This is a genomic window from Dyella sp. ASV21, from assembly GCF_016428975.1.
Taxonomy (GTDB): Bacteria; Pseudomonadota; Gammaproteobacteria; order Xanthomonadales; family Rhodanobacteraceae; genus Dyella.
Window position 1 is genome coordinate 1 of sequence record NZ_JAELTT010000036.1, and the last position, 26066, is coordinate 26066.

Genomic DNA, 26066 nt, shown 5'->3' on the forward strand with positions numbered 1-26066 from the left:
CTCGACTTGGGGCATTCCCGTGGCGACATCGCCCTATACATGGGCTTGCGCGCGGATTTCCACCTGGACGACGCCCTGCGTCACGCTGGCCGTATCGATGCCACCCTGGTACGCACTGCCCTGCCCCACCACGCCAGCGGCGCCGCCGTACTCGGCCCGGGCAAGGAGCACGGCGCCAGCCTTGGTGGTGCCGAGGTGGTGCCGCTGCTCGATCGTCTTCTGTGCATGTACGACCTGGTGCTCTGCGACCTGGATTACCGCCAGCTTGACCAGACAGCGCAAAGCGTATTGAAGATGGCGGACGAGATCTGGTTGCTGACCGACCAGACCATCGGTGCGATGGTTTCGCTGGACAGCTGCCTCAAGCAACTCGAACAAGCCGGCCCGCGCGACCTGCGCGTTTCATTGGTGGTGAATCGCTACGACGAAGATACGGGGCTGAGCGCCGCGCGCATTGCCGAGCGCTTCCACCAGGCCGTACTCGCCACCTTGCCGGATCGCTCCCGCGCACTTCGCACCAGCGCCAATCAAGGAACGTTGCTGCATGAAAATGCACCCACGGATGCGTACGTACGCGCGCTTGCACCCTTGATGGCACGTTTCCGCCTGCGCGTGAACCACACCCTTTCCGCATCGCCCTTGAAACAGTTGACCCAACGGCTTGGGGGATCCTTATGGAAACACCGCTGAACTCGCCAGCGGCACAATTGGCAGCCGCGCTGCGGCGCGCCGACGTTTCATCGCGATTGGATGCCGCGCACCTCCCTTTTGAACACACCCAGCAGTTCCAGGATGTGCTCTCCGCCGCGCACGAGTACCTGCTCAACCGCATCGAGGACCAGCGCATCGACCTGGCCTCATGGGCGCGCAACACGGTGGTCAAGTACGTGGAGACCGAAACCGCCAGCTTCGTGCAGGAGTGGCGCATTCCGGTCAACGAAGCGGAAATGCAACAGGTATCGAGCGCGCTGGTAAAGGAGCTGACCGGCTTCGGGCCACTCGACGACCTGCTGCTCGATCCGGCGGTCGAAGACATCCTGATCAACGGCTACGACCACGTCTATGTTTCGCGGGGCGGCATCCTCAAACCCGAGAACATCCGCTTCAGCGACAACCATCACCTGCTGCGCATCGTGCGCCGCATCCTGGCGCCGCTCGGCCGCCGCCTGGACGATACCAACCCGATGGTGGACGCGCGCCTGCCCAATGGCGGCCGCCTCAACGCCATTATCGAACCCCTGTCGGTGGACGGCCCGTGCGTGTCCATCCGCAAGTTCCGCAAAGACCCTTTTACTCCCGACGAACTGCTCGAGAAGGGTGCCTTCGACCGCCCGATTCGCGCCCTGCTGGAAGCAATGGTGCTTGGCCGATGCAACATCATCGTCTCCGGCGGCACCAGCTCGGGCAAGACCTCCATGCTCAACGCGCTGGCCAGCTTCATTCCACACAGCGATCGCGTCATCACGGTGGAAGACACCGCCGAACTGGCCCTCAACCATCCCCATGTAGTGCGCCTGGAAAGCCGCCTCGGCAGCTTTGACGGTGACGGACAGGTCAGCATTCGCGACCTCGTACGCAACAGCCTGCGCATGCGCCCCGACCGCATTGCGGTGGGCGAGGTGCGCGGCACCGAAGTATTGGAAATGCTGCAGGCCATGAACACCGGGCATGACGGCTCGATGTCCACCATCCACGCCAACTCGCCGCGCGATGCTCTTTACCGCCTTGAGATGCTGGCAGGCTTCGCCGGTTTCCAGGGCAGTGAAGCCAGCTTGCGGCGGCAGATCGCCAGCGCGGTGGATTTCATCATTCAGATCGCCCGACTGAGCAACGGCCGCCGCGTGGTGACGTGCATCACCGAAGTCACCGGCGTGGGCGACAACATCATCACCACCCAGGACATGTATCGGCACGACCCATTCGTGGATCGCGACGGCAAGGATGTGGATCGCTGGCTCAGCCTGGGCCTGCAACCACATACGGCCAAGCTCGAGCCGTTCCGGCAAATGCTGCGGCAGGCCGGCGGGTTCATACCATGATCCAGATCCTGGCGCTCTTCAGCATCGTCCTGCTGCTGCTCGCCGGCGCCCTGGTGTTGTGGTCCGGTGGTAGCTTGCGCCTATTGCAGCGACGCAGCCTGGAGAGCATCGAGGCACGCCTGGTCAGTCACGGCGGCCCTGAACCGCGCAGCCTGCCACCGCCGCTGCCAGGCGCGCGCAAGCGCGCGTGGCGCCAGCGCGCCGATGGCTTTCTATTGAAAGCCGCCTTGCCGGCCAATCCCCGCCTCTATATCGCGATGGCCGTGCCGGGCGTACTGCTAGTGCTGCTGGCCTGGTGGCGTATTGGCAGTGCGTGGGCACTCCCACTGTTCGCTGGCCTGTATCTGGCGCTGCTGTGGCTATGGCTGCGGCGTCGCGTTGAAAAGCAGCAACACCTGCTTTTGGCGCAATTGCCCGATTTCCTGGACGGCATGATCCGTATGACGAGCGTGGGCAATAGCCTTCCGATGGCCTTCCAGAGCACCGCCAAGTCGGTAAGCATGCCGCTACGTGGCGTGCTTGATCGTACCTTGCAGGGCATGCATGCCGGTGTCGATCTCGATCAGGCGCTGGCCACTGCTTCGCGTCCCTATGCACTGGAGGAACTCGCGCTGCTGCATTCGGTGTTGGGCATCGGCATTCGTGTGGGCGGACGCGCGGACCACATCCTGCAGCGCATGAGCGATTTCATGCGCGACCATAGCCACGCACGTCAGGAGTTGAAGGCGATCACTTCGGAAACGCGCATGTCCTCCTGGGTACTGGCGCTGCTACCGGTGGCCGTGTCGGCCTTCATGACCTTGACCGACCCGGGCTTCTTCATGCCTATGTTTCACACCGAGCTGGGGCACAAGCTCCTGCTGGGCGCGCTGTGCCTGGAGCTTGTCGGGGGGTTCCTGCTTTATCGATTGGCAAAGTCACTGTAGCCGAGGGAATGCATCGATTTTGGCGCACATCGGCATCGTGACACGGGGGATGCGTAGTGGACATCGATTGGATTATTGCGGGCGCCGTGCTTGCCTTGCTGGCAGGTCTGGGCTTGCTTGCGCGTGAAGCGTGGCGACGCCATCGCCTGGAGCGACGCGAATCGCAGGCGATCGACCTGGCACTGATCGGACCACCGGTGGTCGTGGCGCCGACGCCGGAGGACAGCAGCGGCGTCCACTGGTGGCAGCACGCCATTCCCTGGCTTAGGGCCCTGGGCGAACGCTTCGAAAGTGGGCGCCTCGGGCAGGCATTGATCACACCGGAAGACCGGCTTCTGCTCGCGCAAATCCATCGCAATACGCCGCAGGGTCGCGCGGTATTTCTTGGCCTGCGCATTGCGCTCGCCGCGCTCACGCCCATTCCCGCACTGCTGTGGTTTGCGCCCCACAATGGATTCGACCTTCTGCTGGTGGTGATAGGCGCGCTGGCCTTTGGCCTGATCGCCCCCAAGCTCGTGCTGGGGGTGATGGCAAGCCGGCTGCGCAAACGCGTGGACGACGAACTGCCGCTGCTGGTCGATCTGCTACGCCTGCTGCAAGGCGTGGGCTTCAGCGTCGACCAGAGCATGCAGATGGTGGGCGATCGCTTCCGCGAGGCGCTGCCGATCCTGGCGCGCGAGTTGCGCGAGGCCAACGTCAGCTATGCGCGTGGACGTACGCGCCAGCAATCGCTGCATCGCTTGTGCGAATTCGATAACGACAACATGCGTGGACTGGTGCAGATCATCGTGCAAGTGCACGAGCACGGCGGCGCGGTGCAGGAGCCGCTGCGTCAGTTCGTCGATCGCATGCGCGAGCAGCGCAAGCTCTACATGAAAGAACAGAGCGGAAAACTATCCGTGAAGATGACCGTAGTGATGATGCTTACCTTGTTGCCTGCGTTGATGCTGGTGCTGTCCGGTCCGGCGATCATTTCGCTGATCGACTCCATGACCAAGTTCCGGGGACACTGACGATGACCGTTCGACCTTTCCGTCTTCTCCCTTGCGTGCTGGCGCTGACAGCCCTCGCGGGGCTCAACGGCTGCGGCAAGACCCTGGGCGGCTACCCCAATCATGCCGTGACGCCTTCGCTGGTCGGGCCTGGCAATTCGGCACGCGATGACCGCACGGTCTACATGGACCTGATTCGCACCATGCAGCAGCAAGGCGCCTACTACGCCTCGCTGGCGCACATCGACGCGTACCGCCAGCGCTTCGGCGATACGCCAGAACTTCGCCGGTTGCAGGCCGATGCGCTGCGTCAGACGGGCCAGTTGGACGCGGCTCGCACGCTCTATCGCGGCCTGCTCAGCGGCGGGGATGCCGCCGCCGCGTGGCATGGGCTGGGCTTGGTCGATGCCCAACAGGGCAACACCGCCGCAGCAGAACAGGCGTTGCAGAAAGCCACCACGCTCGAACCGGTCAATGCGAACTATCTCAGCGACCTTGGCTATGCCCGCTTGAATGCGGGGCAGCTCGACGCAGCCAAGGATCCGCTCGCCATGGCGGCGGAGCTGGACCCCACCAATCCCAAGGTGATCGCCAACCTCGCGCTATGGGCCCTGCTCAGTGGCGACAGCAGCCGGGCAGACGCGATCATGCAACGCGGGGAGTTGTCCGACACCAGTCGCGCCAGCGTGCGCCGGCTCGCCACGCAGCTCGCGTTGCGCAAGCCGCTCAGCGCGATTCCCGCCAGCGGAGGCAAGCCCAGCGCTACGGCAGCAAGCACCAACGTCACGCGCCCCAGCGACGTCCCCGCCAGCATGCTGCAGCGCTTCACTTCCGACGCCACTCCCTATGAGGCCCGGCCATGATCCGTTTTCCCTTGCGCGACAAGTACGTGTTGGCCCTCTGCCTATCTGGCGTAGCCATGGTTGCCCAGGCCCAACAAGCGCCGCTCACCGGACAGATGCTGGCGCCCACGGCCCCCACGCCATCGACGGCGGTCACCGCCGCGCCCGAAGCGCCTGTACCCGCCGTCGCCGCGCCGACCGCCGAGAGCGCCGCAGCGCCATCCACCGCTATCGGTAGCACCACGCGCATGCTGTTGGCCATGCAGGCCGACGGTACTCAGGCCGGCAAGCTGCTGCCCATTCCCGGGCAAGAAGCCTCCGCCAGCTACGTGCGCTATCTGAAGAGTTTCGAACACCCGATTCCGGTGTTCTTCGACACCACCGTGCCGAGCAGCAAATCCGGCACCGGAGGTCAGTGACGCCATGCGCGCGCCCTCGCCCGTACCACGACACGCCCTATCGCAGCGCGGCGCCACCGCCATATCGCTGATGCTGATGATGATTGCGCTGGCTGCCATGCTGGGGCTGGTCGAAGTGGGCTATCTGTACTGGGCCAAACGCGATACGCAAAAGGTGGCCGATCTCGCCGCGCTGGCCGGGGCGCAACAGTTGTCCGCCTGTAACAGCGGCAACACCGACAACAGCGCCGCACGCGGCAACGCCACCACCGAAAATCGATTCACCGGGACGCTGGCCATCAACTGCGGCACCTGGGACCCGGTGGCCAACAGCGGCATCACCGATCACTTCGCGGCCACCACCGGGAGCAATACGCCCAACGCCGTCAAGGTAGTGGCCTCACGCCCCGTGTTGCCGATCTTCGGCTCCGGTGCATTGCCGACGGTAAACGCCGAAGCCGTCGCCATGGGCTTGCAACCGGTCGCCGTATTCTCCGTGGGCAGCACCTTGGTTAACTTCAGCGGCGCGGCCCCATTGGGGCAGTTGCTGGCAGGCATCGGCATCAACATACCCAGCGCCAGTCTGGTGGGTTACAACGGCCTGGCTACGGCGACCATCACGCCTTCCGGCTTGCTTAACCAGCTAGGCGTATCCGTACCGACCAATATCACCGTTGGCGGGCTCAATCAGCTGCTTGCTTCCTCGTTGAATGCGCACGCACTGATCGACGTGCTCAACGCTACTGTGAATGCCGCCGGCCAGCAGCAACTGCTGAGCGCCAACGCCAGCCTGGTAAACGCCATCACCACCTCGCTGGGAACCGCGCCCGGCACGGTTACGCTGGGCTCGACAAGCAGTGCGCCCGGTGGCTTGTTCGCGCAGATCGTGGCGCCGGATAGCGCCGCGCAGACCGCGCTCAATGCCAAGGTCAATGCGCTGCAGGTGATCGCCACGGCGATCGGGGTGGGCACGGGTAACCACGCGGTCAGCGTGCCGTATACGTCAATCTCGCTTCCGCCCGTCAACGTCACCGCGGCAGCCAGCGTCATCGAGCCACCCGCCATCGGCGTGGGCGGCGTGGGCACCACGGCGTCCACCTCCCAGATACGCGCCTTTGTCTACCCGCAGATCTCCACCAACAGTATCCCGCTGATCGGCACCTTGCTCAGCGCGCTGGCCAAGACCACCATCAAGGTGGACATCCCCATTGCCCTCGATTTGGTCAACGCCCAGGCCACGCTCACCGGCCTGTGCACCACCAAGGACAGCAGCGGCAACTGGCAGGCCACGATTGCGGTGAATTCCTCCGTGCTCAAAACCTGCGTGGGCAATTTCACCAAGGCCAGCGCCTTCTCCACCCAAGGCACCTGTGATCAGATTCCCGGCTCCAGCACGCCGCATCAGTTGCTGCTGATCCAGGCGTCAGGCGTCACGGTCGCCAACGTCAACAGCAACTTCGTGATTGGGGCATTGCCGGCCAGCGGCTCGGCGACGTTCTCCCCAGGGCAGACGCAGAACGTCCCTGCCAACGGTACCCCGCTCGCCATTGGCACTACGGTCAGCAACCTGTTCAATGCCCTCACGGCGGTGTTGGTGACCCAGGGTGGCACCAGCAATAGCAGCAACATCGTGGGCTCACTGGCCAATGACCTGTGGAACAACAACGCCAGCGCCGGCACAACCGGGGGCAACGCGGGCCAGCTGACCGCGGCGCTCAATCAGCTGTCGTCCACCACGTCGGGCCTGCAGACTTTCCTGAACCAGGTGGGCACCCAGACCGGTGGCCTGCTGAGCAGCGCCCTTACCCTCAATGTGGTCGGCCTGCTCAACAACACCGGGGGTTTGCTGAGCAGCGTGACCAACCTGCTGGGCAACATCCTTAACCAGACCACGTGCACGCTGGGCCTGCTCGGCTCCGCGCCCTGTATCAACGTGATCCAGACCGCCATGAACGGTACGTCCACGGGGGGCACCCCCAACAGCGTGATCGCCCTGCTCGCGTTCGTGGTACAGGCCCTGCAGGGGCCCCTGAACCAGATCGGCACACAGATCCTCACTCCCCTGCTGAACAACACGCTGGGCGTCCAGTTGGGGGTAAGCACGGTCACGCTGCACTCCCTGCAATGCCGTGGCGTACAGCTGGTCTACTAGACACTGCGACAGACGCCTCTTGACCCCCGGGAACAGACCCTTAGACTGTGCCGGATGTCCCGGCAAGCGCGTAACCATCGCGTCGCGACGGGTTACGGTACCGGGCAAAACCGAGGGGAAGACGGGATGAAGGCCATGACTCGCCACGCGAGCCAACGACGAGTGCTGTTTGCGATCGGTTCCTTGGTGCTTATGGCCACTTCGGCCTGCGCCAGCGCACCGACCACCAGCAGCGCCCAGGCGCCTGCGCCTCAGCCCGCGCCGCAAGCGGCCCCTGCGCCCGAGAACAAGGTGCCGGCGAGCACGGTGGATAACCTGCGCCAGCTGATCGATTCGCACCAGCTGACCGAAGTGCGCACCACCTACAACAGCACCTACGGCGCCAGCCTGCTGTTCCGACCGGAAACACTGAGCTATTACGTCGTGCTGTTCCATGGCAAGGAATTCTGGCGCGTCATCCAGACCGACTCCTTCGAACAAGCCGAGGGGCTGTATCGCACCTTCGTCACTCAGACGCAGTCGCTGGGCGAGGTAGAGATCGACACCATGCGCCTGGATGCCGGCAAAAAGTACGCCGAGCGCATGATCGCCCAGAACGAGCGCCGCTTGCGCACACTGCAGCAAGACGCCACCAACCAGCAGCAGCAGGCTGCGCAAGTGGCCGAGCAGCAACAGCAGGCGCGCCAGCAAGCTGCCGCACTCACGGCTGACCTGCAGACCACCACCAGCCAGCTCGATGCGGTGAAGCAGCAGATCCGCGCACTGGAATCGATGCAGTCCAACCCGAGCCTGGTATTGCCCACGCCGGCGCCGGCACCCGCAACAACCACGCCGCCGAACAATCCGCCCGCGCCACCCGCGCCCCCTGCCTCTCCCTGATCGCGCGCCAGCGCGGTCGCCCATTGACGGCACCGCCTTCACGCGCGGTTGCCGCGGGGTGCCTCCGTGGACATTTGCAGCCCAGCATCGGGCAGCATGGCGTAGCCCCGCTTAGATCGTGGCGACAACAGCCCGGTTCAGAAAGTTTTCCTTAGAACGCCACTGCCTCACGGGGCTTCTCCAGATGGCGGGCCAGGGTGGCTTCCAGCGCGTCCAGGGGCACGGGCTTGGCGATGAAATCGTCCATGCCTGCGTCGTAGCAGCGCTGCACCTGTTCGCGCTGCACGCTGGCCGACAGGGCAATGATGGGCAGGTGCACGCCGATGTCACGCTCAATATCCCGGATTCGCTGCGTCAAAACGTAGCCATCCATCACGGGCATGTGGCAATCGGTGAGCAAAATGTCGAAGCGCTCGTGCGCCAAGACCTGAAGCACCTGTTGGCCGTTCTCCACCACTTTGTGCTCGTAGCCAAGGCGCTCGAGCTGATGGGCAATCACGGCCCGATTGATCGGGTGATCCTCCGCCACCAGCACTCGTGACTTTCGCCGGCTTGCGGCTACGTTAGCCACATTTTCTACCGCAGGTGCCTCGCCCCCCAGCGCCGCATGACAGGCATCCTGGACCGCGTGCCACATGAGGGGATACCCGCTGAGCATGAGCAAGCCTTCCTCGCGATAGAACCCTCGCGGATCGGGTATCTCGCTCAAGTGCACCACGGGAACATGGGGGGGCACTGCAGATTCTGAGGTCGCCCTTGCATCCATGAACACGATGTCGCAGCCACCGAGCATCGGCGAGGCGGCGCCATCGCGCGCGCCCCCTACGGGAGTCATTCCCAACGCGGCCAGTGCATGAGCCAAGCTACGTTCCAGTAGTGCATCGTGCGTATGGATCACCGCCCCGCGCCCTTCCAGAAGCGGCTGAATGGTGAGATTGCTCTCCACGCCGAATGTCACTTCAAAGCTGGCCTGTGTGCCCAAGCCCTCCGCGCTGATCAGACGAATGTCGCCATTCATTTGTCGCGCGAGCTGGCGCGAAATGGTCAGACCGAGCCCGGTGCCGCCATAGCGCCTTACCGTGGATACCTCGGCCTGCGTAAAGGGCTGAAATAGAAGCGCCAGCTGCTCTTCCGCAATGCCGATGCCCGTATCGGACACAGCAATGCGCAGGCGCTGTTCATTCAGCAGGTCGCCTTGCACATCCACGCGCAGCTCCACGTGACCGCGCTCGGTGAACTTGAGTGCATTACTCAACAGATTGGTGATGATCTGGCGAACGCGACCGGCGTCGCCCCGATACTCGCCGGCCAGCCGCTGGTCGAGCGTGGCGTACAACCTAAGGCCCTTTTGGCGAGCCACTGCCGTGAATACGCCAACCACCCCATCAACCAGTGCGCGTAGGTCGAACGGCTGCACATCGAGCACCAGCTTGCCGGACTCGATGCGAGACACGTCCAGGATGTCATCCAGAATCTGCAGCAGTGCGCTTGCCGAATCCTTGGCCATGACGAGCATCCGTCGCTGCTCCAGATCGGAGGTGGTTAGCGCCATCAGTTCGATCAGGCCAAGCACGCCAGCCATGGGAGTGCGTATCTCGTGGCTCATGGTAGCCAGGAAGGCCCCCTTGGCAGTGACGGCGGCCTCCGCGGCTGCCTTGGCATCGCGCAGATTCGTAACATCCACCATCGTGCCAAGCTGGCCGATCACCTGCTGACGGGTATCGATCAAGCAACGCGACCACAACAGCATGGCCTGCGACGACGACTCACCCTCTCCCCGTGGCGCGCTATCCAACAGCAGCGAGATCTCGCCGCCTTGCTCCATCAGCTTGGCGTCGAGGTCCTGCGCCCAAAGGGCCTCGGTCGCCGAAAGGTGGCCGGCCTCGGCCGCCGTGCGGCCAATCAGATTAGCGCGCGTGCAGTTATGCATCGCCTCATAGGCTCGATTGACCGCGATGTACCGTCCATCGGGGTCCTTGACGAACACGGGATGCGGCATCACCTCCAGCAGCTCCTGCTGAAAGAGCAATTGATCGGCTAGCTCTTGCTCGGTAAGCAGCTTTGCCCGCATCAGTCGGCGCAAGCGCGTATAGAAGTACACGACGACCGCAACGGCCAGCGTAGCCACCAACGATCCCATCAGCACCCACGCCCATGGCACGCCATAGAGATAAGCGATACGCAGCCAACGGTTGCGCATCTCTTCGCGCTGCCGGTCGGTCATGCCGACGAGCATGCGATTGATCAGCGGAACCAGGGGTGCGTACTCCTGCGCGACACCGATCGCGAGGCCTTCATCTGTACCCGTCTTCCCGGCCGCCTGAAGATTGCCAAAGCGTTCACGGATCAACGGATCCACCGCAGGCAGGGTACCGATGTACGCATCCGCCTTACCCGTGGCGACGGCGGCCAAACCATCTTCGTTGCTCGCCATGGGGAAAAGACGGCTGCGCGATAGCAGTCGACGGAAAAGTGGCAGGTGACCCGGCCCCTCGCGAAGCGCTACGGATCGATCGGCCAGATCTTCCAAACGCACAGCAGGTGGCGCGCCCAAGCGCGTTACGATCACTTCGGGAAAATGTTCATAAGGCCGGGTAAAGAGCATGCCGCTATCGAGGAAGTCATCCGGCATGGCCGCGGCGACCATATCCACCTCCCCCGCTTGCACCATGCGGATCAGCTCTTGCCAGTCACGCGCGGGAACGGGCCGTATACCCACACCGAGTCGCTTGCTGATCAGTTCGATGTAGTCCTGAGCCAGGCCATCGAACTCGCCATTGCTATTGGCAAACGTATAGGGATATCGGTTGACTTCGTAACCAAGCCGCAATGGCTTCAAGTGGTGCAGCCAGTCCGTTTCCTCCGCACTCAGGCCAGGAAGGGTGGCGGAACCGCCAGCCGGCGTGTCATCCACACCCCAATTGGCACGCAGCTGGGCCAGTTCGCTCGCGGAGATATCCGCCTCGGCCTTGCGCAACAGTTGCCACAGCAACGCACGCTCCCTTGGTACAGCCGGCGCGATCTGTGTGGAGCTGAAATTCAACGGGGAGATAATGCTTACATCGTCGACCTTGCGTCGACTCACCAGAACTTGGGTACGTTCAGGCGTACCCCCGATGTAGACATCCGCTCGACCGGACACGAGCATGTCCAGCGCCTGCTGACCATCGTTGGCGAACAGCAAGGTCGCTTCCGGCAGGCGAGCACCGATCTCGGCGGCCAACGAAGGAAAATTGCGCTCGACGACCAGGCGCATGTGCGCAAGATCGCTTTCATAGCGAATGGTGTTGGCGTCCTTGCGGGTCACCATGGTCGGTGGACCATCGATCAGCGGCTTGAGGTAGTTGAACCGCCGGGAGCCGTCGGCTGTGATGGGCTCGCCTAACAGCAGGTCGAAGGGCAAGGTTTCGTCGGAACTCGTCGACGATTCATAGCTACCCGGGGCGTAAGGAAGAAATTCCAGTTGCACGCCCAGTCGCCGGGCGAGGAGGCGCGCGTAGTCCACGCCCATTCCCTCGGCGCGCCCGGCCACCCAAGATTCCACCGGTAAATTGTCACCCGCAAAAACGCCCACCTTGACTACCGGATGGGCCTCAATCCAGGCAAGTTCCTGCGGCTCCAGCGACAAACCTTCTGCAGGTGTCGCGTGCACCCAGGCCAGCGGCAGGCAGAAGGCCAGGAACGCTAGGACATATCGCGCAGGCGATAAGCAGCGACTCGCCAGGCCTGCGCCGAGCAACCCGACAAATAGCCGTTCACGTATGACAGCCATTGAGTTCATGAGCGCTTCAAGAGGGCGCCCTCCCGAAGGGGACGGAATGAGGTGGCATGAGCTTATGGGCCTACCACTGGCAGCTCCATGAGAATTCTCTGATTAGGCGCGTGGGCAATTACCTCACTTGAAAGACAGGTACCGCGATAGACACGTAGGTCCAGGACCAAATCGGCGCGGCAGCCCGCATCAACGATGCAGCGCGAGAAGTTCCTATTTGAATGAACCATCTCGCCAAACTGAGGCAAAGCTTGCGATTTGCCAGCGCGACACAGCGAGGGAAGTTTGCGTCGCTTGAAGACGAAGCCGTGGCATGTTCCAAGCAAGGATGTAGGCACAGAACGTTTATGGAGTACTGTTGTGCAGACAATTCCTTGCACTTGCTCCCGTAATACTTGGTTGGCCTCACGCACGCTCATGTCCAGCATGAGTTGATCCTTTGCCGGCAACACTGAAGGAGCTCCACCATGTCACGCCACGCACTTGCTCTTGCGCTTATCGCTACGCTTACGGTTTCGCCGCTCTGGGCGCAGCAATCGCATGTGCCGCCTCCGCTCATGCAGGAGGCCAACAAGGAAATCGACGGCGATACCGCTCGATTGACCGCGATCTTCAAGGATATTCATCAGCATCCCGAGCTGGGCTTCATGGAGAAGCGCACCGCTGCCATCGTGGCGAAGGAGCTCAAGGATCTCGGTTTCGACGTCAAGACCGGTATTGGCAAGACCGGCGTGGTCGCGGTACTGAAGAACGGTGCCGGCCCCATCGTGATGTATCGCGCGGATATGGACGCCAATGCCGTGGAGGAAGCCACCGGGCTGCCCTACGCCAGCAAGGAGCGCGTACTGCGTGCCGATGGCACGGAATCGCCGGTGGCGCATATGTGTGGTCACGACGCCCATGTCACCTGGATGCTCGGCATGGCCAAAGCCATGGTCTCCATGAAAAAGGAATGGAGCGGCACGCTGATCCTGGTGGCCCAGCCAGCCGAGGAGCTGATCGAAGGCGCGCAGGCGATGGTGAATGATGGGCTGTGGACCAAGTACGGGCTACCCAAGCCGGACTACTTCATTGGTATGCACACCGCGCCCGGCCCACTCGGCATGGTGGTGAGTTCGGGTGGTCCAAAGATGGCGGGCACCGACCAGATCGACATCCTCTTCAAGGGCGTCGGTGGACACGGCTCCATGCCGCAGCTCACCAAAGATCCCGTACTGATGGCTGCGTACGCCGTGGTGGAATACCAGGCCATCGTGAGCCGCGTGATCGAACCACAGCAAACCGCCGTGTTGACGGTAGGCTCGATCCAGGCCGGTGTGGACAACAACGTCATCCCGGAAACCGCCCTGGTCAAGGCCAACCTTCGCTGGTACGACCCCAAGGTACGCGAGCAGATGATTGCAGGCATTCGCAACGTCAGTAATGGCGTTGCGCGTACCTATGGCATGCCGGAAAACCAGTTGCCGGTGATCACCATGAAAGGCAGCTCCACGCCCCTGATCAATGACGACGCGCTGTCCAATCGCCTGGCAGTGCCTTTGCGCCAGCTACTGGGCGACAAGAACGTCGTGACCAACCTTCCTCCGGCCACGGGCTCGGAGGACGTGCACCTGCTCCTGGGGCCGAATAAGGACGTTCCGTTCACCTTCCTGATTGTCGGCGTGGCGGACCCCGATGTGTTCGCCAAGGCACGCAAGGAAGGCAAGATGCTGCCCTACTCCGCCCACAACCCCAACTTCATTGTGGATCTCAAGGCCATTCCCGTGGGCACCAAGGTGGCCACCACCTCCATGCTGGAGCTGTTCGGCAAGAACACCTCCTCGTAACCTGGCGCTTACCGCGGCCGCTGCCATAGCAGCGGCCTGGCGGGCGCCCGGGCCACCCCGTGCTCCCGCCAGGCGCGTATGCGATACGGCTGAACCTGCACGCCGAATTCAGACCATTCCGCGCTGCCCTCGGTGATATTCTGCCGACGCCAGCCCTATGCCATAACGCGAGGTCAGCATGATCGAGCGATACCCCTCCGGCCAGGACGCCGAACGTCCTCCCGTCGATGACCGGGAGGGTGTGGAAGCGTTGCGGCGACATCAACGCCGTTCGCTTTGGGGCGGCGGAGGTCTGCTCACCGCACTGATCGTACTCATGGCGGCCATTGGCGTGGTCTCGGCCATGAAAGATTTTGCCGCCGAACAATGGGATCTCTTCCGCATTGGCCAGTCCTCGCTAAGCGCGGAACTTCGGCAGACCGACAACAACAATGTGGCCATCGCCAATATCAGCGATGCGTTGTGGACCGATCAGCAAGAACGACTTCGACAGGATGGCGAGGCACTGCTGGCGTCCTTCAACGCCAACGGCCGTTCGCTATCGGTATCGGCGGGCGGTAGCAAGTCGCTCCCGTGGCTGATCGTCGAGCGCGCGGACGCCACGCTGCCGGTATCAGATATCTCCCGATATTTGGGCCTGACGCGGCAGCATTCGCTGTTTGCCGCTTGGACCACGCTGTTTATCGAGAACCCCAACACACTGGCCTTCGCCTACGACCCGACGAAGTCGGTGTTTCTCATCAGCGGCATCTCCGAGGAGTCTCAGCTTTTCGGCACGCTGCATGCGAACTCGCGTGATGAAGTCATGAATCGCCTTCTGGCTATCGATGCCGAGCAGCGCGCCTCGTCCACCGCCATCTCCACCCACGGCGGCCGCACGATCTACACCCTTGCGCGCAATCCGCTGACCGGTGAAATGTCTCTGTTCACCAGTGTCGGCTTGCGTTCCGGGCAACAGGAATACCTGCGCCGCGTATTCTTTCAGCCCTTGACCAAATTCAGCGCCACGCTGGATCGTGTCGCCCCCGCCGCGTTCGCCATTATTACGCGCGACGGCGATACGCTGTTTTCCACCGGGGCACCACTCACGCCCACCCGTCGCGAACAGGTCGCTTCGTTCATTCATGATCACGCCGCGCAACTGGCCGCCAACGGCCGCATGTCGTGGCACGAGGCCGGCGTGTCCACCGTGATCGGCGCACTCCCCGGTACCGACTGGCTGCTGATCCACCCCTATACGACCAAGGATCTATGGGCCAGCGAATCGACGCATTTGCTAAGCATCATCGGCGCCGCGGCGCTGGGCATCGCCGGCTTGTGGTTGCTGCTTCTACGCATTGACCGCCGCTCAGTGAAACCCGCGCTTGCCGAGGCGGCCATGGTGTACGAGAGCGAAGCGCTCAACCGCACCATCATCGCTGCGTCGCCCGTGGGCATGTGCCTGGTAGACGCAAGCGCACCGTCCGTCATCGTCAAGAACAAGCGCATGGACGATGTCATCGGTGACCGTGACTTCGCACCACCCCATGCCGTTTTTGCCTTGTTGATCGAACGCCTTCGCGGCGCGCAGGGGGCGCTCGACCAGGAGTGGCCATTCTCGGTGCGCTGGCCCAACGGCAGCCTGCGGCAATTGAAAGTAGTGGCGACGCCGGCCCGATATCGCGAGCATGCCGCGTGGCTGTGCACCTTTCACGATGTCACCGCCCAGCTGGAGTTCGAACACCACCTGGAACAGGCGCGGCAATCGGCGGAGGAAGCCCGCCTGGCGGCGGAGTCCGCCAGCCATGCCAAATCCACCTTCGTGGCAAGCATGAGCCACGAGATACGCACGCCGCTGCACGGCATCCTTGGCCACCTTGAGCTACTGGAAAACAGCCCGCTCGATGCCGGTCAACACGCCCGGCTGGAGCGTATCCAGCAATCGGCCACCGCGCTACTAAGCATCATCAGCGACGTGCTGGATTTCTCCAAGATCGAAGCCGGGCAAATGGACGTTGCACCCGCACCGTTCGAACTACGCCAGGTCGTTGAAGCGGCAGCCCTGTTGTTCGCCCCGCAGGCCCAACGCAAGGGCTTGTCGCTGTACTTCCACATCGCGCCGACGCTGGACGGTGCCTATGTCTCCGACGCGCACCGCATCAGCCAGATTCTCAACAACCTGCTCAGCAACGCCGTGAAGTTCACCGAGTCCGGACGCATTTCGGTCAACGTAGTGCGCGACGATGCCGCACCGGATGACCGTACCTGGGTTCGCTTTGAAGTACTCGACTCCGGCGTTGGCCTTACGCCCGAACAACAACGCCGCCTGTTCAAACCTTTCTCCCAGGCCGACCAGAGCATCGCCCAGCGCTACGGCGGCACCGGCCTCGGCTTGGTGCTGTGTCAGCAGCTTGCCCACTTGCTCGGCGGCCACATGGATCTGCGCAGCACGCTTGGCGTGGGCAGCGTGTTTCGCCTGCATATACCGTTGACACCCGTTGTCCATACCCGTGCCGCACGCGAAGAGGCTCCGCTGCACGGCCTCGCCGTGGCGGTGTTGGCGTCGGCGCCGGAATGGCGCACTGAGCTAGGCGGCTATCTCAGTTTCAAGGGCGCCAAGGTAAGTTTGGCGGCCCGTTGGGCGGAGCTTCCCCCCGACATGCCGGACGATTGGGTACTGCTGATCGTCGGGGGCGAAACCCTGCCGGTGCCTATCCTCAATGAGCAGCGCGTTGGCCACTTGGCGCGTGTTGTACGCGCAAAAGCCGATGGGCCGCTCTCACCCCGATACGAGGGGGATGAGGTACAGGTTTCCTGCTACGCCGGCGAGGCACTCCTGGAAGCCGTTCGCGGTGACGTCGCCAAACCGACACCTACCGCGGTGCCCGTGCCGGCGCAGCAGGAATCAGGCAAGGTGCTGTTGGTTGAGGATCATCCCGTCAACCGCGAACTGCTACGCGAGCAACTTGAATCGCTCGGCTATACGGTAGATGAGGCCGAGAACGGCGCCATCGCACTCGATCGATGGAAACCTGGCGTGTACCGGGCCGTGCTCACCGACCTCAACATGCCCGAGACGAACGGTTACGAGCTGGCTCATGCCCTGCGCCAGCAGGATCGCGACATTCCCATTCTCGCCATCACCGCATCGGCGCTGGCGAGCGAGCAGCTGCAATGCAAGGAAGCGGGGCTATCAGAGCTTCTGCTCAAGCCGCTATCGCGCGATCAACTGGACGATGCACTACGCCGCTGGATTCCCCAGCATGGTCAGGCCAGCGCACCCAGCGAAAGCAACGGCACGCCGTCGGCGGCCCCCATGCTATCGGACAAGGTGCGAAATGCCTTCCTGCAGCGCGCCCGCGAAGACATCGCCGCGATGGACGCCAGCCTCGCCAACGGCAACACGGGGACGTTGATCGATGCCGTGCACTCCTTCAAAGGTGCGCTGCTGATGTTGCGAGAGCTGGACATCGCGCAGCGTTGCTCGGAACTGGAAGAAGAGTTGCGCGAGGATGGCCTGGCGGGCTTGGAGCAAGAACTGGTGGCTTTGCGCGATGACTTACAGCATCTGGTTGATCGCTATGAGCGCCGAGCCACCGCGTAAATCGATCCTTAGGCGTCAGCGGCTGGCTCCCGGGGTTCCGCCAAACTCCTCGGCATAACGAAACAGCTCCGCATCGTTGCTGACGCCAAGCTTGGCCATGGCGCGTATCTTCTGGGTGCTTACCGTCTGCTTGCTTCGCTCCAGGCTTGCTGCAATTTCGCTGATGGTGGCGCCGCCAACAAACAGGGCCAGCACCTCGCGCTCACGCGGCGAGAGCTTGGCAATCGACGATGCCGATACCTGGTTTGCCTTATCTGCCTCCGCGAGGGCCGCGATCGATGGCGATAGGTACTTGCGCCCCACATACGCCGCCTGCACCGCCATGGGCACATGCGCAAGGCTATCGGTCTTGCCCACAATGGCATGAATGCCCTTGGCCATCAGCATGCGGATGAGCGAAGGCATTTCGATGCCGGTCATCACCACGATGGCCAACGATGGGTAGCGCTGCCGCAGAAAATCCACCAGCTCCAGGCCATCACCATAGTCGCCGCCGGGCATCGCGTAATCGGTGATGAGCACTTGGCAGGGCTGCTGATCCAACAGGGCGACCAATTCGGTGGAGTTCTGCGCCGATCCGATATGCGTCAGCGTCGGCACCTCGCCCAGGGCAGATTCAATGCCCATGCGAATGACCGGATGGTCATCGGCAACCACGACGCGAACCCGCGAAACTTCCATGACGGACACCCCAAGGACGGCATAAGCCGTACAGGTGCTATATTCGACTTGCGATTTTCTTATGTAAATAGCCAGTTCCATTTAGCCACAGCGGCGGGATACTCATGACCATCCTGGTAGCAATCGCCGATGATCACCCGGCCCTGCTGGCAGGCCTGGAACACATCGTCTCCCGCCATCGCGACCTTAAACTGGTCGGCGAAGCGAGCAACTCCACCGAACTGATCGCCTTGCTGCAACGCCAGGCGGTAGACGTGGTGGTTACCGACTACGCCATGCCCGGCGGCCAGTACGGCGATGGCATAACGCTATTGAGCTTGTTACGCCGCCGGTTTCCCCGGGTGCGCGTTGTCGTTCTCACCGGGCTGGAGCACGCCAATACGTTTCAACATCTGCTCGGCCTGGGCGTGGACGCACTGGTCAGCAAAACCGATGACTTTGCGCTATTGCCTACGGCGATTGCGCAGGCCCATGGTGGAAAGCGTTTTCTTTCGGAAAAAATCAACGCCCTGTTGGCCGCTACGGGTACCCAGGAGCAAGGCGATGCAAGCGACGTGCGTCTCACCAAGCGCGAAAGCGAAGTCTTGCGCATGTTTGCCGAAGGCCTTTCGGTAACGGAGATTGCCGATCGAATCGGGCGCAGCCGTAAAACGGTGAGTACGCAAAAGACATCCGTGATGAAAAAGCTATCGCTGTCCAGCAACGCGGAGCTTTGCCGCTACGCCATTCGACATGGACTGATCCAAGCATCGGGTGCGACGCAAACCGATGACGTAACGCCCACCGGCAACGCGGCCTAGCGCGGCCCTCGCACAAGCTAGGCCTTTGCGTCATCGGTGTTCGGCGCCGCTGATGGCACACCATTCGCCTGCCATACCTGCACGCGATTTCGCCCTTCTCGCTTGGCTTGGTACAGCGCGATATCGGCATCGCGCAGCAACCGGTCGGCATCCGCGGTATTGGCGATGCAGCCACAAGCCACGCCGATACTTATGGTGATGGGAGCAACGCCCGCTGTGCCACCGATGATGGATGGCAGACCGGCGACCGTGCTGCGCACACGCTCGGCCAGCGCAGCAGCGCGCCCCACGCTGACGTTGGGTAGCAGGCAGGCGAACTCCTCACCGCCGTAGCGAGCCAGTACCGCGTCGGCAGGAACACATCGCTGCATGGCAGCCGCCACCTGGCGCAAGGCCTCATCACCCATCAAGTGACCGAAGCGATCGTTGTAGTTCTTGAAATGGTCCACATCGATCAGAAGCAAAGCGTGCTGCGCGCTGGGCGTGGTCTCCTCCGGAAACTGCTCCAATCGCTCCAACAGGCGGCGCCGATTGGCGAGCCCCGTCAACTCGTCGCAATAGGACAGCTCCAGCAGCCGCGCATTGGCAGCATCCAACGCCGCCGTACGTTCGGCCACGCGGTACTCCAGCGCGCGCCGGTGCGATTGCAACGCGCGGGTGCGCCACTGCGTGGCGCCGTACGCCAGCAGCAGGATCACCAAGCCACCCGCGGCGGTAACCCAGGGTTGCTGCCACCAATGCGCAGCCACCAAAATGGGCAACTCCACGGGCACGCTGACATTGCCCAGTTCATCCATCGCCTCGATGCGCAGACGATAGGAACCCGGCGACAAACTGCTGTAGGTTCGTGAATCCTGCGTGGTCCAATTGCCCGGCGTGTCCTCCAGGCCGATAAGACGTGTGCGAAAGCGCGACTCGCTCTCCTGATACCAGGACAACAACGCAAACTGGATTTCGATGGTCTTGGTACCTGCACTCACCTCAAGGCCGGCCACACCCGGGTCGACCGCCTGCCCGTCCACATGCGTGCCCGTAATGCGCAGCGGCTTGGCGTGGGTGTCGCGAATTTCGCGCTGCGGATCGTAGACTGTGAGTCCGCCCAGCGTGCCGGCCCAGTAGCGATCATGCGCATCGATCATCTGTGCGTTGGTATTGCACTCGTCATGCACCATGCCATCGCGCCGTGTAAACACGCGCGAGCGATAGCCGCTGGCCAGCGGCGTAAGCTGCTGCACGCCGTTGTTGGTACACAGGTAGATGCGCCCCTGCGAATCGCGCAAGGCGCTGTAAACGGTGGGGTCCGGCGGCGGCGGCAACGTATCCGGCAGCAAGCGGGGGTTCCTCGGGTCGCTCACATCCATACGCTGGACGCCGCCGCTCACGCTGCCCATCCACAACACCGGATGCCCTTGTGCATCGGGAATCAGGCTGAGTCCGAGCAGCAGGGAGTCGCGCAAACCGGCCGCGTGGCCGAACAACGCCCACGTCTGGCCATCGAAGCGAGCGAGCCCCTGATTGGTGGTGGCCCATAGCCACGAGCGCCCGCCCGCATCGATCTGCTCCTGCAGCTTGGTCGCGCTCCACTCGCCGACAACGCCCGGCGGCGCGAACGCCGTCCATTGGCCGTCGCGGCGGCGATACACGCCGCCCTGGCGCGCGGCCACCCACAGCTCCTCCTTGCCGTCGAAGGTCCGCTCCAGCACGTCGGGAATCGCCTGGCTGCTCACCTTGAGCCACGGACCGTCCTGTGGCTCGAAGCTGTTGTCATCCTGCATCAGCAGCAGATCGCCGCCACGCAGGCCCACCCAACGCTGGTGACCGCTCGCCTTGCCACGCGCGGCCACGATGGTGGTGACGCTGGGCTCGGGCAACGTGCCGTCGGTGGCACTGAAGTTGTGCCAGCGCCCTTGTTCGTACAACGCCAGCCCATCCCCTTTTGCGCCAACCCACAGGCGTTCGCCACCGTGGCCGTCCGGCTCCAGCATTAAGCCGAATACGCCGGTGGAGCTCTCGCCCATCAAGGTCACGGTGGACCATGGACTTACCCCCAGCACGGTGCGCGATACACCGGCCTCGGTCGCCATCCAGATCACATCGTTGCCGCTGGGGCTGCGCCATACGTTGAGACCACGAACCACGTTCGAAGCCAATCCATAGCGACGGTCAAACGCCTGGACTTCATCACGATGGACACGCAACAAGCCCGAGCGCGAGGACAGCCAAATCACCCGGTCGCCGTCCTCCAGGGAGGTCACGGCGAGCCCGTAGATCTCGTCTGTCGGCAAGGTGCCCTCCTCGCGCGACCAGCGACGCATTCCCTCACTACTCAACCGCCACAAGCCACTGCCGAACACGGAGAGCCACAACTCTTCGTGCCCCTCGTGCTCGGTGCGCAACAGGTACTCCACCTGGGCGCCGTCCAGCCCGGGCGCGTGCCAGGGTCGCCAGCCGTGGGTACCTTCGTCGCGGTACCACAGGCCAGCCGTACCCAGGCCCAGCCACTGGCGACGCACGCCGCCCAAAGTCTGGGTTTGCGCCATGGAAAGCACGGTGGTGTGCGGCAGCCCGGCATTGTCCGGATCGGCCAGCCACCGGCCATCGCGTCGCACCAGCAGGCCTTTGTCCCAAGTCAGTGCCCACAGGGTGTGGGCGCCGCGGACGTCTATCGTTTCGCCGAAGCGACGAATCTGGTTGGACGGCAAGCCCGTGCTCGCGTCCTCCACGTGCCAATGCGTACCGTCATAGCGTGCCAGACCGTGATTGCGGAACCCCGCCCACAGCACGCCCTCGCTATCCACCCACAGGCAATCGGCGGCATGCGCCATAGCCGGGTCGTCGCTCGCGCTCCAACGCCGGCCGTCGTAACGGAACACCCCATCGGGGGAAGCCGCCCACACGAAGCCTTCGCGGTCGGTACGGACATCCACCACCACTGTATAGGGCAGGCCATCGCGCGCGCTGAAGTTGGTGAAGGAGGGCGCGCCCAGTCCCGCCAACTCCAGCGGGCGCAACGCAGCCTGCGCCGCGGAGCCCCAGCCCGGGACCGGCGTCATCACACTCAGCAGTAATAGAACGAGCCCCCAGGCTCTGCGCATGGTTCGCTCCCTTGCAGCGCACCGTGAGTGACAGCTTACAAAATGTGACTTCGGCCGACCTGAGCACGGCCCAGGAAATTGATGCATATCAATCCCGCCAACGCGGGAATTCAACGATTTCAAGCCATTGCGAAGCCATGGAAGAACCCACCCTGCGGATATCGAAAGCCACATCCCGCATTCCCACTTGAGCTAACGCAACCAGAAACCCGCCCTTCTCCGGCGTCACCAGCGGACCCACCCGCCGACCATAGCGCTTTCGATACGAATCCCTTGCAAGTTTCCTTCCATCGGCACCCACTATCGATCGCAATGGAGGCCTACCGCTGGCCCCGCCATGGACTAAATGCTTAAGTAGCCCCGTCGGCCGCCTTCTCCCCAAGGACCCTGCATGCCCCCTCTCTGGATCTTCCCCATCGCGATCCTGACCGCTGCCCTATGCGCCGTAGCCACCCCCACCGTTGCCGACGACACCGCCAGCGGCATCGCGGCAAACCCTTGCGCCGGTCTTAAAGGCCCGGACGACATGCCGGAAACGCAATGGAAGGCCTACCTTTTCGCCCATGACTTCGGCCAGCTCTGTCACTACCGGGCACAAAACGCCGCGCTGCGCGCCGACAACGCCGCTCCGCGCGTGGTCTTTATGGGGGACTCCATTACCGAATCCTGGGGCCAACAGCACCCCGCCTTTTTCACCGCAGGCAAGCTGGACCGCGGCATCAGCGGGCAGACCACCGCGCAGATGCTGCTGCGCTTTCGCCAGGACGTAATCGAGCTGCACCCACAGGCCGTGCACATTCTGGCCGGCACCAACGATATCGCTGGCAACACCGGTCCCAGCACGCTGGAACAAGTGGAAGCCAATATCGTGACCATGGCCGAACTGGCCCAGATACACCATATTCGCGTGATCCTGGCTTCCGTCCCCCCGGCCGCGAACTTTCCCTGGCGCCCCCAGTTGCGCATCGGCGACACCATCCAAGCGCTCAATGCATGGATGAAAAGCTATGCCGAGCGCCAAGGTTTCATCTACGTCGACTATTACACCGCCATGGCGACGCCTTCCGGAGCGATGCAGCCCGCCCTATCGAAAGATGGCGTTCATCCTACGCGCAAGGGCTATGAGGTGATGGAACCGTTGACGGACAAGGCCATCCGCCAAGCGCTTGCATCGCCCCCACACGACGAGCACTGAGCTAGCGAAGCGCCATGCGCTTATAACAGGCTTTCAATCGGCAGAAGTCGCAGTAACGACACCTCCATGCGTCGCTTCATGGTCGCATCGGGCTCGCGCTGGTAGGTAACGGGCTTTCCACCCTCTTGCGCGGACCAGCTCAAGTGGTGCGAGCGAGGATCAACCGCCACCTTGTACGCATTGGACGATTCCGTGGCGGTTGCGAAGAAATCACTGATGGCGTGCGCCAGACCGGGCGAATCCACGATCACACCCATCTCGGTATTGAGCAGCTTTGAGCGCTGATCCATATTCAGCGAACCGATAAACACCTCGCGCTCGTCTACCACAATGGTCTTGGCATGCAGGCTGATGCCGGAGGATTTGCCCAACGCCGTGGACTGCTGACTCTGGCCGCTCTGAGGCTTCAGCTCGTAGAGCTGCACGCCACCCTCCACCAGGGCTTTGCGATAGTGCACGTACCCGGCATGCGCCGCCGGCTCATCCGTAGATGCCAGCGAATTGGTGAGAATCTTGATAGATAGACCGCTCTGCGCCAGTGATACCAGATGCTGGCTGCCCTCCTCGCCAGGAACGAAATACGGCGTGGTTGCCAAAATCTCGTGCTGCGCGCCATCCAGCATCGCCTTGATATCGGGGCCGATGCGCAACGCCGGCACATCACGCGACGTATCGATCTTCTCCGGCTGATCGGCCACCAGCGTGGCGTTGCCCCAGAACCACTCACCCCGCTTGTCCGCCGTGGGGCCTTGGGGCAACTCATCCAGCGCGGCCTGTGCATAGTCCGATTGCGCGAATACGCGCGCGTCCTTCTTCAAGGTCTCTCGCACGTTCGCCAAACGCTCATTGGACATATCCGTCTTGGCAAGCTTATTGAGCGGATAGGCCGCATCACAGTTCCAATACGCATCGAACGCCGCCGATGCCTGGGGCACCACGGGCCCGATCGCCACCACATCCAGGTCGCGAAAATGCGTATCGCTACCAGCGTCGAAGTAAGGGTCGCCAATATTGCGCCCGCCGATCACCGCCACTTCGTTGTCCACAATGAACGACTTGTTGTGCATGCGTCGATTCAAGCGCTGCCATTCGATCATGAACTGCGTGGCGCGCGACAACAGTGATGGGTTGCGTGTCTCCAACGGATTGAACAAGCGCACCTCGATATTCGGATGCAGGTTGATCGCTTCGAACAAATGGTTCTTGTCGTCGAAATTGTTGTCATCGATCAACATGCGAACGCGCACGCCCCGATCTGCCGCCGCAAGCAAGTGCTGCATCAGCAGGTGACCGGTCATGTCGTTCGCAAAAATGTAGTACTGCAGATCGATGGAATGCTTGGCATGATCGGCCAGCGCCACGCGACTGAGCAGTGCATTGGTGCTGAGCGTGAGCAGGCGAAAGCCCGACTGCTGGCCGTGCGCATTCACCTCGGCGTGGGCGTATTGCGCCGCAGGCGTATCCTTGGCCGGCGCTAGGTGATGCGTCGCCACCTTGTCGGTACTCGGTGGCAACGTCGAACAGGCCTGCAACAGCGCCACCGACAGCAAAACCATCCAGCCCACTGCGCGCATGTTTCCACCCCGGTTGGGTTGAACCATCCAGCTTCGGCCACTAACTCGGGCCGCCGACCACCGATGTAGCACAGCCGTACCTGCTACGGCCTGACTGCCCGGCAACGTGCCGGCAACGCCGGGAGGTCGGCTCTGCATGCACATCGCATTGACACTGCCGGTATCACTGCTGGTGTAAACGCCATGCGACAGCGCACTTCGTCCGCGGCAGCACCATGAAGCCCGGGCATACCCGACGCAACATGCCACGAGGCCACCTTGTGTACTCCTACCGATCGCCGCACGTCCTTGCCGCCTCGCTGATAGCCCTGAGCTGGGCGGCCCAAAGCCAGGGCCTGTCCAACGCCACCAGCCAGCGCGAAATACACGCCTTGCTGGATTTCGTCGCCCATAGCCATTGCACGTTCATACGCAACGGTAAGCCTTACGACGCCATACGGGCCGAAAACCACCTCGAGGACAAACTCCGCTATCTGCAACGCCTCGACCAGGTGCATAGCACCGACGAGTTCATCACACGCGCCGGTACCCAGAGCAGCGTGAGTGGCGAGCCGTACCTGGTGAACTGCGACGGCAGACAACAAACATCCGCGGCGTGGCTCCGTGCCGAACTGCAGCGCATCCGCTCAACGCCGCCTTGATCGAGCGATGCCGCCATCCCCGGCAAGCGTCCAGCTAATGAACTCACCTGCCATGCATCACTGATCGCGACGACATCAAGCCCGAGAGGGCCCCGAGACATATCGACTGCCAGGCACACTCCATCGCCACGGCCAATCGATGGCAACGCGAATGCCGATGCGCGCGCTGCGTAGCGGCGCATCCGGTGCAGGCATACCGTCATCCACCACGGCGAACCCCGCCTGCGGGTGCACAAGGTCAATACCGTTCTGCGCACCCGTAATGCCGAGCGCCTGCGTCAACCGTGCCGGCCCACGACAAAGGTCGCGATCCGGGATGCCGCCGGGTCGAGCGCGCCGCATCTGGTCCACGCCATGCAGGGGCTGCAGCGCGCGGATAAGCACACCGTGACCATCCGGGCCGCACACACAGTTGCAGCACCAGTGCATGCCGTAGGTAAAGTACACATACATGTGCCCGGCCGGCCCGAACATAACGGCATTTCTCGGAGTCTTCCCGCGGAATGAATGCGCCGCCGGGTCCACCGCGCCCTCATAGGCCTCCACCTCCACGATGCGCCCCGCGCGCCCATCCGCACGGGCGAGGATCTTATGCAGAAGTTGAGGCGCCACCACCGTCGCCGGCCGCTCGAAAAACGAGCGCGGCAACAACAGCCCCGGCCACGCCACGG

At 62.9% G+C, this 26066-nt stretch carries 17 protein-coding genes and 1 pseudogene; 13 read left to right on the forward strand and 5 right to left on the reverse strand.

Annotated features, from left to right (window positions below; genetic code table 11):
* The 8 genes and pseudogenes from JHD67_RS13075 to JHD67_RS13110 form a co-directional block, all read left to right on the forward strand.
* Nucleotides 1-690 (forward strand): annotated as a pseudogene (locus JHD67_RS13075) (fimbrial protein); the annotation flags it as partial.
* A complete protein-coding gene (locus tag JHD67_RS13080) occupies nucleotides 675-2039 on the forward strand; it encodes a CpaF family protein (protein WP_199099641.1) in 1365 nt (454 codons plus the stop codon). The pseudogene JHD67_RS13075 and the gene JHD67_RS13080, both read left to right, overlap by 16 nt.
* Complete coding sequence (locus JHD67_RS13085; RefSeq protein WP_199099647.1) at nucleotides 2036-2965, forward strand: type II secretion system F family protein; 930 nt, start codon at nucleotides 2036-2038, stop codon at nucleotides 2963-2965. The genes JHD67_RS13080 and JHD67_RS13085 overlap by 4 nt, the downstream gene beginning before the upstream one ends.
* Before the next feature lie 56 nt (nucleotides 2966-3021).
* Nucleotides 3022-3978, forward strand: coding sequence for a type II secretion system F family protein (locus JHD67_RS13090; RefSeq protein WP_199099652.1), 957 nt, complete (start codon nucleotides 3022-3024; stop codon nucleotides 3976-3978).
* A gap of 2 nt (nucleotides 3979-3980) precedes the next feature.
* Entirely contained in the window at nucleotides 3981-4820 is an 840-nt protein-coding gene (locus JHD67_RS13095; RefSeq protein ID WP_199099654.1) for a tetratricopeptide repeat protein, read from the forward strand.
* Nucleotides 4817-5218: a DUF3613 domain-containing protein gene (locus JHD67_RS13100; RefSeq protein WP_199099655.1), complete on the forward strand. Its 402-nt coding sequence runs from the start codon at nucleotides 4817-4819 to the stop codon at nucleotides 5216-5218. The genes JHD67_RS13095 and JHD67_RS13100 overlap by 4 nt, the downstream gene beginning before the upstream one ends.
* A 4-nt stretch (nucleotides 5219-5222) precedes the next feature.
* Complete coding sequence (locus tag JHD67_RS13105) at nucleotides 5223-7349, forward strand: TadG family pilus assembly protein (protein ID WP_199099656.1); 2127 nt, start codon at nucleotides 5223-5225, stop codon at nucleotides 7347-7349.
* A gap of 135 nt (nucleotides 7350-7484) precedes the next feature.
* Complete coding sequence (locus JHD67_RS13110) at nucleotides 7485-8228, forward strand: DUF2968 domain-containing protein (RefSeq protein ID WP_233171875.1); 744 nt, start codon at nucleotides 7485-7487, stop codon at nucleotides 8226-8228.
* Between the two features lie 151 nt (nucleotides 8229-8379).
* Here the strand turns inward: JHD67_RS13110 and JHD67_RS13115 are convergent, their stop codons facing one another.
* A complete protein-coding gene (locus JHD67_RS13115; RefSeq protein ID WP_199099660.1) occupies nucleotides 8380-12009 on the reverse strand; it encodes a transporter substrate-binding domain-containing protein in 3630 nt (1209 codons plus the stop codon).
* 458 nt (nucleotides 12010-12467) lie between these two features.
* On the opposite strand from JHD67_RS13115, the gene JHD67_RS13120 reads away from it, so the two are divergent.
* Together JHD67_RS13120 and JHD67_RS13125 are read left to right on the forward strand one after the other, a co-directional pair.
* A complete protein-coding gene (locus JHD67_RS13120) occupies nucleotides 12468-13826 on the forward strand; it encodes an amidohydrolase (RefSeq protein WP_199099662.1) in 1359 nt (452 codons plus the stop codon).
* Nucleotides 13827-14004: 178 nt separating this feature from the next.
* The gene (locus JHD67_RS13125) at nucleotides 14005-17409 is read left to right on the forward strand and encodes a hybrid sensor histidine kinase/response regulator (RefSeq protein WP_199099664.1); all 3405 of its coding nucleotides are present in this window, start codon (nucleotides 14005-14007) and stop codon (nucleotides 17407-17409) included.
* Nucleotides 17410-17424: 15 nt separating this feature from the next.
* Here JHD67_RS13125 and JHD67_RS13130 read toward each other — a convergent pair whose 3' ends face one another.
* Nucleotides 17425-18090, reverse strand: coding sequence for a response regulator transcription factor (locus tag JHD67_RS13130; protein WP_199099666.1), 666 nt, complete (start codon nucleotides 18088-18090; stop codon nucleotides 17425-17427).
* 104 nt (nucleotides 18091-18194) lie between these two features.
* Between JHD67_RS13130 and JHD67_RS13135 the strand changes: the two genes are divergently transcribed.
* The gene (locus JHD67_RS13135; RefSeq protein WP_199099668.1) at nucleotides 18195-18890 is read left to right on the forward strand and encodes a response regulator transcription factor; all 696 of its coding nucleotides are present in this window, start codon (nucleotides 18195-18197) and stop codon (nucleotides 18888-18890) included.
* 17 nt (nucleotides 18891-18907) lie between these two features.
* On the opposite strand, the gene JHD67_RS13140 is transcribed toward JHD67_RS13135, so the two are convergent.
* Nucleotides 18908-21985: a ligand-binding sensor domain-containing diguanylate cyclase gene (locus JHD67_RS13140; protein WP_199099673.1), complete on the reverse strand. Its 3078-nt coding sequence runs from the start codon at nucleotides 21983-21985 to the stop codon at nucleotides 18908-18910.
* Between the two features lie 391 nt (nucleotides 21986-22376).
* Between JHD67_RS13140 and JHD67_RS13145 the strand changes: the two genes are divergently transcribed.
* On the forward strand, nucleotides 22377-23180 hold the full coding sequence (locus JHD67_RS13145) for an SGNH/GDSL hydrolase family protein (protein ID WP_233171876.1): 804 nt from the start codon (nucleotides 22377-22379) through the stop codon (nucleotides 23178-23180).
* A 20-nt stretch (nucleotides 23181-23200) separates the two neighbouring features.
* On the opposite strand, the gene JHD67_RS13150 is transcribed toward JHD67_RS13145, so the two are convergent.
* Complete coding sequence (locus JHD67_RS13150; RefSeq protein WP_199099675.1) at nucleotides 23201-24754, reverse strand: phospholipase D family protein; 1554 nt, start codon at nucleotides 24752-24754, stop codon at nucleotides 23201-23203.
* A gap of 260 nt (nucleotides 24755-25014) precedes the next feature.
* Here JHD67_RS13150 and JHD67_RS13155 point away from each other — a divergent pair, with 260 nt between their 5' ends.
* The gene (locus tag JHD67_RS13155; protein ID WP_199099677.1) at nucleotides 25015-25395 is read left to right on the forward strand and encodes a DUF5329 family protein; all 381 of its coding nucleotides are present in this window, start codon (nucleotides 25015-25017) and stop codon (nucleotides 25393-25395) included.
* Nucleotides 25396-25470: 75 nt separating this feature from the next.
* Here JHD67_RS13155 and JHD67_RS13160 read toward each other — a convergent pair whose 3' ends face one another.
* Complete coding sequence (locus JHD67_RS13160) at nucleotides 25471-26043, reverse strand: DNA-3-methyladenine glycosylase (RefSeq protein WP_199099691.1); 573 nt, start codon at nucleotides 26041-26043, stop codon at nucleotides 25471-25473.
* Between the last annotated feature and the right edge of the window lie 23 nt (nucleotides 26044-26066).